We start from the raw sequence: 6,834 nt of genomic DNA, 5'->3' as shown, positions 1-6,834 counted from the left end.
AATGGTGCCGATGTTGCAGTGCGGCTTAGTGCGTTCGAACTTTTCCTTGGCCATCGTCTCTTACCTTCGCGCCGGCGGCTGGGTTGTTGGGTTTAACTCTCGGGGAGCTGGAGCGGGTAGCGGGAATCGAACCCGCATCCTCAGCTTGGAAGGCTGCTGCACTACCATTGTGCTATACCCGCCCAATCACCCATGTGGGGCTAGCGGGGTCGCGATCGGCTCCCGGTTTTCGGCTCTGGGACGCCCCTGCTTTTAAAGGCGCTGCCTTCCGGAACTCATCGCGCGCATGGTGGGGGAAGTAGGACTCGAACCTACGAAGGCTTACGCCAGGGGATTTACAGTCCCCCCCCTTTGCCGCTCGGGACATTCCCCCAAGCACGCGATGCGAGTTCCGAAGCCGGCGGCCTTTATCCGTTTCGACGACCCACGGCAAGCCGTCGGACCTCGAAGTGGAACAAAAGCTTCTTTGGCCGGTGACGGACGATGCTAAGAGCAGCGCCGGCCGGCCGAGAAACCCTTGGGGCCCCAAATCGGAGCGCGTCTTATAGTGTCCTCTCATTCCGAACGCAACGACCGGAAACGCCCTTCAGCCCAAGGACGTGATTTTCGTTCCAAGCCCCGGAAACAGAACGACTTTTCCCGAGGACAGGGCGACGCCAAGGACTGGATTTGGGGCACGCACGCCGTCGAGGCCGCCCTTTCCAACCCGCGCCGACCCGCGCCCAAGCGCCTGCTGGCCACGCCGGATCGCGCCAAGCGACTCGCGCCCGAGGTTCAGAAGCTTCCCTGCCTGCAGGTGATGGAGGGCCAGGAGATCGCCAAGCATCTGCCGCAAGGCGCCGTCCACCAGGGCTTGGCGCTCCGCGTCGACGAGCCCGAAGCCATGACCCTGGCCGAGATGGGGACGCCGGCGGAGGGCTTGCTGGTCATGCTCGACCAGATCACCGACCCGCAGAACATCGGCGCCATCTTCCGCTCGGCCGCCGCCTTCGGGGCGCGGGGCGCGATTCTGCAGGACCGCCACGCCCCTGCCCTGTCGGGCGTGCTGGCCAAGACGGCCGTCGGCGCCGTCGACAAGATTCCTCACGCCAGGGTTGTCAATCTCTCCCGAGCGCTCGAGGAACTGGCGGACCTGGGGTGGCGCGCGGTGGCCCTGGCCGGCGAAGCCGAACAAAGTCTCGAAAATGTGCTCGACGGCCAGCCGACAGTACTTGTTCTGGGTTCGGAGGGTGAAGGCGTTCGTCGATTGGTCGCGGAGCATTGTGACGCCTTGGGAAAGATCCCGATGCCCGGCGGCTTCGAGAGCCTAAATGTCTCCGCGGCCGCGGCCATCGCGCTCTATGAGGCCTCGAAAGTTCGCGCGAAGGACGAAATGACTTCGTAAATCTCTCTTAACCGTTTTGATTTCGTCGCAAGCTCGTGCTCTTCTCGCGAACAATGGTCCGCGAGCGCGTCCGCTCGGGGAGGAATGTGACATGGGATCGGGGGACCCGATGTTTGGACGTAAAGTACGCTTGGCCGCCTTGACGACGTCGGCGGTCGGTGTCCTGGCCCTGGCGGGCTGCAGCGCCGGCGATCAGTCGAACGCCTCCGCGCCGCCGCCGCCCGAGCATCGCGCCAGCGCCAGCACGCCCGAACTGATGGGCGCTCCGCCGCCGCCGAGCGCCAGCCAGGCCGAGAACGGCCTGCTGGGCGGTCCCGCGACGACCGCCGCCGCGGGCCAGGCGCAGGCTCAGGCTCAGGCCGACTCGGCCTCGCGGCCGCTGCCGCCCTCCAGCAATTCGCATCTGAAGACCTGGCGCCGTCCGGACGGCACGCTGGTCACGGCAATGCGGCCGATCGCCAATCCCAAGGTCACGCGCCATGTCGCCGCGCCCGCCCAGCCTCACCGCGTCCACGCCACGCTGACGACGGCCGCGCCCTCGGGTCCGGCGGCCAAGCCTGCGCCCGCTCCGGCGGCCAAGCCCGCCGCCGTCGCGACGGCCAAGCCCGCGCCGGTCAAGCCGGTGGCGACCAAGACGGTCGCCCCGCCGCCCGCGCCCGTGAAGGCCGCGACGCCGGCCCAGCCCGCCGCGCCGCTCGAAAAGCCGCCCGTCGTCGCGGCCGCCAAACCGGTCGCGCCCGTGGCTCCCCCCAAGCCCGCGACCAAGCTGGAATCGCTGCAGGCCGCCGTCGCGCCCGCCGCCACCAGCGGCGCGGTGCTCGCCGCCGGCGAAAGCCTCGCCAAGAACCAGCCCGGCCAGGTCACCCTGTCGCTGCCGGCCACCCTGGGCGATCTGATCCAGAAGGAAGCCGCCAAGCTGGGTCTCGGCAAGGCCGCCAAGAAGACCAACGCCTATGCGGAGCTGTCGGGCGAAGGCTATGAAGTCACGCCGAACGGTCGTCAGACCGCCGTCGTCAAGCCCGGCGAGCCGACCACCTTCGCCTGGCAGGTCAAGCCGGGTCCGGACGCCAAGGGCCAGCTCAAGTCGCAGTTCGGCCTGGAGCTGAACGGCGGGAAGACGCCGCAGGGCTTCTCGCTGGGTGAGATCAGCAAGCGTGTCGCCGCCCTGCCGGAGAAGGCCAAGAAGAGCGTCGGCGGCCTGGACCTGGGCGTGCTGGACGGCAGCCTGTCGCTGCCGGGCGTCGGCGCGGTGCCGGTCAAGACCGCGCTTGGCGTGGCCCTGGTGCTGCTGGCCCTGATCATCCTGGTCGGCGTCTCGCGCAGCGCCTCGGCCGCCCGCCAGCGGGCCGAGCGCCAGCGCAAGTATCGCACGCTCACCGACTACGGCCGCAACGAGATGGAGTTCGAGCACGAGCAGCAGGCGCCGGCCTCGACCCATGTCTCGGCCCCCGCGCAACCGTTCGCTCCGGCCCAGCCGTCCTATGTGAACCCGTTCCTGGCCGCCGCCGGCGGCGCCGCGGCGGGCGCGGCGGTCGCCTCGGCCGTCTCGCACCATGACGATCACGGCCATGGGCACGACGACCACGGTCACGCCGCTCACGACGATCATGGCCATGACGCCCACGGACACGACGACCATGGACATGACGGCCATGGACATGACGGCCAAGGGCACGACGACCACCACGGTCACGACGCCCACGCCGACGCTCACCCCGAACCGCACGCGCCGGCCGAGCACGTCAGCTATGTGAATCCGATGGTCGCCGCGGCTTCGGTCCAGCCCGCCAGCCACGACGATCACGGCCACGATGATCACGCCCACGCGGATCACGGACACGCCGAAGCGGGTCATGGAGCCGACGGCCATGCCGCCCATGACGACCACCACGGCGGGGACGGGCATGGCGATCATCACGACGCGCCAGGCCATGACGCGCACGCCAAGGAACTGGAGCACGCGCACTAAGCGTCGCTGGAGCGCCCCGGACCCGATGGTCCGGGGCGTTTTTGTGTTCGGATCGGCGGCCGGTCTTTTGCGCCTTGCATCCCCGCGCGCGGCACCGCATTGAGGATGCATGTTTGAAACGCTGACGGCCCAGCTCGGCGGCCTGCAGGGGCCTCTGACGGCCCTGCTGCAGGTCCTGATGATCGATCTCGTCCTGGCGGGCGACAACGCGGTCGCCGTCGGCCTGGCCGCTGGCGGCCTCCCCGCCAAGGACCGGCGCAAGGTCATCCTCTATGGCCTGGGCGCGGCCGTGGTGCTGCGCATCAGCTTCGCCCTGATCACCACCTGGCTGCTCGGGGTCATCGGCCTGCTGCTGGCCGGCGGCTTCCTGCTGCTGTGGGTGTGCTGGAAGATGTGGCGCGAACTGCGCGAGCAGGCCGCCCATGACGACGCCCAGGCCGCCGCGACGCTGAGCGGCTCCGAGGCCCCGGCCCGTCAGCCCAAGACCTTCCGCCAAGCCTTCCTGCAGGTGCTGATCGCCGACGTCTCGATGTCGCTCGACAACGTGCTGGCGGTGGCCGGCGCGGCGCGCGAGCACCCGGCGGTCCTGATCTTCGGTCTCCTGCTGTCGATCCTGCTGATGGGCCTGGCCGCCAGCGCCATCGCCAGCCTGCTGCACCGGCATCGCTGGATCGGGTTCGTCGGCCTGGCGATCGTGCTCTATGTCGCGCTGCACATGATCTGGCAGGGCCACCGCAGCGTGGTGATGGACCTGAACCAGACGGCCGCCTACAACGCCGCCGCCCCCGCCCCGCTCGACATCAAGCCCGACGAACTGGCCAAGCACGCCAAGCATCGGTAGGCCCGCGACGCGCGCGGTCAGCGCCCCGGCAGCGGCGGCATGTCCAGCCGCCGCAGATCCGCCATCCGCGCATAGAGCCGCAGGATCGCGTGATGGCGCGCCGTGTCGCCGCGCGCCTCCACCGCTTCGTGCAAGCCGATCAGCGCCCGGCGAAGCGCGGCGTTGACCAGATCCAGCGCGGCCAGGGCCATATCATCCGTTGACGGAATATCTCCGGCGGAGATGCCGTAGTCCCCCGCCGCCTCGTCCAATATCGCCCGGATCGCCGCGTTTTCCGCCGCTCGCGCCGCCGCGCCGCGCTCGGCCTCCTGCGCCGCCAGCAGGGACAGCAGGGCGACGACGCCGACCTTGCCGGCCATGAACTCGCCCTGCTGCTCCGGCGGCCCGGGATCGGCCATGCACAGGAAGTTGCCGACCAGGATGTCGGGCAGGCTGGGCGTCATGACAGGCCCTCCAGGCGCATCAGGGCGGCGGCCAGGATCTCGTCGTGGCGCCGGGCGGTGTACCAGCCGGAGATCGCCAGCACCGGATCCTTGAACCCGCCGTCGCGATATTCCTTGGCCGCCGAGGTCCAGATGGCCTGGCCCTTGACCGCGGCGAACAGCGACCACCACGCCAGCGCCGTCTCGTCGATGGGCAGGCCGCTGGCCCGCGACCAGATGGCCAGGGCGTCGACGCGCGGCAGCATGCCGGCGACCTTGCCGGCGTCGAAATGGCCCCACAGCGGGTCGATGGCCCAGGCCACGTCCTCCAGGGGATCGCCCAGGTGAACCATCTCCCAGTCGAGCACCGCCAGGATCTTGCCCGCGCCGTCGTGCAGGAAGTTGCCGGTGCGATAGTCGCCATGGACCACCCGCACCGCCGTGGCCGCCGGCGGCGGCTTGCGCCGAAGGGCGCGGATGGCGGCGCGGACGATCGGCTGCGGATGCTGCTCGTCGGCGTCGATCACGCCGGCCCAGTGATCGAGCGCCACCCGCCAGCAATCGTCCCGCGCCGGCGCCTCGGCGACCTTGGCCAGCGGCAGGGTCGCGGGATCGGCGGCGGCGATGGTCCCCAGGATCGAGAAGAAACCTTCCCCGATCGCCTGGGCGTGCTCGCCGTACGGCGCCACGGTGAACGGCGAGGCGGCCACGCCGCCCTCGACCCGCTCCATGATGAAGAACGGCCGCTCCAGCTCCGCGCCTTCGGCTTCCATGGCGACCGGACGCGGCGCGGGAACCTTGTCGTGGAAACTGGCTAGGGCGACGTATTCAAGGTTCCGGTCGGTCTCGATCAGGCTGCCCGGCGGGTCCCGGCGCAGGATCAACGGCCGCGCCTCGCCGTTCGCCACGGCCGAGAACCGATAGGTCTCGCGGCTGGCGCCGCCGGGGATGCGCGACAGGTCGGCGACCGTGACCGGCGCGTCCCAGACCCGCGACAGATACGCCTCCAGGCGTTCGGCCAGGCTCATGGGGCCATATCCAGGATCGAGGCGAAGCCGGACGGCGCGTGCGGCCCGATTGCCAACTGTTCGAAGACGCCCCTGCCCTTCCGGGTCCGGCCCTGGCCATCGACGAAGGTCACGTCGCTCAGCGCCTGGATATGCAGAAGATGGGGCATGCGGCGGTCGAGCTCGGCGAGAACCAGATCCTCCCGCTCGACCTTCATCTCGCCGTGATTGAGGCCGTGGCCCCAGACGGGGTGGTTGTAGCCGAGCCCCAGCATGAAGAACTCGGCCTGCGGCGCGATCGTCACCGATCCGTCGGGGCCGAAGTCCAGGGTCGCCGCGGCCGCGTGGCGCGTGCCGCTCTTCCAGGTGATGGCGCAGGCCGATTGGCCAAACTCCCCGAAGGTCTCCTCGCGCCCGCCGTCCTGGAGCCACAGCGCCCGGCGATTCCAGGCGCGGCCGTGCTCGTCGTCATTGGTGTGGAAGAAGAGGCTCCCGTCCTCGAAATTGCACGGCGCCCAAAGCCAGAAGAACTGCGGCGGCGCGGGCGGGGCCAGGTCCTGCGAGTCGCGCGCGCCGACCGGCCGGACGCCCCACGAGCGGTCGCGGGTGCCGACGAAGCCGTCGACGCTGGTGCGGGCGCCGTCGATCTCGATCCAGCCGCCATAGCGTCCGTTCTGCGTCAGGCGCGTATAGTCGAGCAGGGTCCGGGGGCCGTTGCGGCGCACGAAGCGCGGTTCCTCGATCGGGAAGGCGCGGCCCTCGAAGACGATTTCGGCGGCGACGCCGTGCTCCGGCGCGGCGACGGTCAGCTTGAGGCGTTGGAGCGGCTCGACCACCTCGATCGCGATCGGCCCGACGCGCAGGTCCATCCGCTCCAGGCGCAGCCAGCGGCTGGCGTGCAGATTGATCTGTTTGCCGTCCTTCATCACGCAGAAGGCGGCGTCGGCGATGTTGAGGTGCGGATAGACCCCGAAGGCCGCCGCGAAGAACAGGTCCTCGCCGTCGCCTGTCGGCGCGTAGCCGTTGAAGAAGTAGCGGTCGTAGAAGTTCCGATCCGTCCCGGCGTATGCCACCGGCTCGGGCGTCTGATGGATCGGGTAGTCGTCGCCCCAGGTGAGCGCCATGCCGTCTCCTCCCCTGGATCGCGCGAGCCCTCTGCGTACGGAGGCGGGGCGGCTTTACGTCCAGACTTGCGACGTTAAGGTCGCGCC

The 6,834-nt window shown here is 69.7% G+C and carries 5 protein-coding genes, 2 tRNA genes and 1 pseudogene; 3 read left to right on the top strand and 5 right to left on the bottom strand.

The features are described from left to right. Positions 1-108: 108 nt before the first annotated feature. Positions 109-182, bottom strand: a tRNA-Gly gene (locus tag Q0V34_RS04545). A 105-nt stretch (positions 183-287) separates the two neighbouring features. Further along, positions 288-373, bottom strand: a tRNA-Tyr gene (locus tag Q0V34_RS04540). 174 nt (positions 374-547) lie between these two features. Between Q0V34_RS04540 and rlmB the strand changes: the two genes are divergently transcribed. From rlmB to Q0V34_RS04525, 3 genes and pseudogenes are all read left to right on the top strand, one after another. Then, complete coding sequence (rlmB, locus tag Q0V34_RS04535; protein ID WP_297508375.1) at positions 548-1,384, top strand: 23S rRNA (guanosine(2251)-2'-O)-methyltransferase RlmB; 837 nt, start codon at positions 548-550, stop codon at positions 1,382-1,384. A 109-nt stretch (positions 1,385-1,493) separates the two neighbouring features. Further along, positions 1,494-3,353: a stalk-specific protein X gene (locus tag Q0V34_RS04530; protein WP_297508371.1), complete on the top strand. Its 1,860-nt coding sequence runs from the start codon at positions 1,494-1,496 to the stop codon at positions 3,351-3,353. A gap of 109 nt (positions 3,354-3,462) precedes the next feature. Further along, positions 3,463-4,191, top strand: a pseudogene (locus Q0V34_RS04525) (TerC family protein); the annotation flags it as partial. A gap of 20 nt (positions 4,192-4,211) precedes the next feature. Here the strand turns inward: Q0V34_RS04525 and Q0V34_RS04520 are convergent. Genes Q0V34_RS04520 through Q0V34_RS04510 form a run of 3 tightly spaced genes read right to left on the bottom strand, consistent with a single transcriptional unit; the run spans position 4,212 to position 6,747 of the window. After that, on the bottom strand, positions 4,212-4,637 hold the full coding sequence (locus tag Q0V34_RS04520; protein WP_297508369.1) for a hypothetical protein: 426 nt from the start codon (positions 4,635-4,637) through the stop codon (positions 4,212-4,214). Next, positions 4,634-5,644 carry a phosphotransferase family protein gene (locus tag Q0V34_RS04515; RefSeq protein ID WP_297508366.1) on the bottom strand — a complete coding sequence of 337 codons (1,011 nt, stop codon included), beginning with the start codon at positions 5,642-5,644 and terminating at the stop codon, positions 4,634-4,636. Before Q0V34_RS04515 ends, Q0V34_RS04520 begins: the two co-directional genes overlap by 4 nt. Then, the gene (locus tag Q0V34_RS04510) at positions 5,641-6,747 is read right to left on the bottom strand and encodes a hypothetical protein (RefSeq protein WP_297508363.1); all 1,107 of its coding nucleotides are present in this window, start codon (positions 6,745-6,747) and stop codon (positions 5,641-5,643) included. The genes Q0V34_RS04515 and Q0V34_RS04510 overlap by 4 nt, the downstream gene beginning before the upstream one ends. Positions 6,748-6,834 lie beyond the last annotated feature (87 nt).

Origin of the sequence: uncultured Caulobacter sp., from assembly GCF_947036865.1 — a bacterium.
GTDB lineage: Bacteria > Pseudomonadota > Alphaproteobacteria > Caulobacterales > Caulobacteraceae > Caulobacter.
The sequence above is the reverse complement of the archived record's forward strand: the minus strand, read 5'-3'. Positions and strand labels throughout refer to the sequence as shown.

Coding starts and splice junctions, on each gene's coding strand:
- Q0V34_RS04520 (WP_297508369.1), bottom strand. CDS start 4,637: ATGACGCCCAGCCTGCCCGACATCCTGGTCGGCAACTTCCTGTGCATG.
- Q0V34_RS04515 (WP_297508366.1), bottom strand. CDS start 5,644: ATGAGCCTGGCCGAACGCCTGGAGGCGTATCTGTCGCGGGTCTGGGAC.
- Q0V34_RS04530 (WP_297508371.1), top strand. CDS start 1,494: ATGTTTGGACGTAAAGTACGCTTGGCCGCCTTGACGACGTCGGCGGTC.
- Q0V34_RS04510 (WP_297508363.1), bottom strand. CDS start 6,747: ATGGCGCTCACCTGGGGCGACGACTACCCGATCCATCAGACGCCCGAG.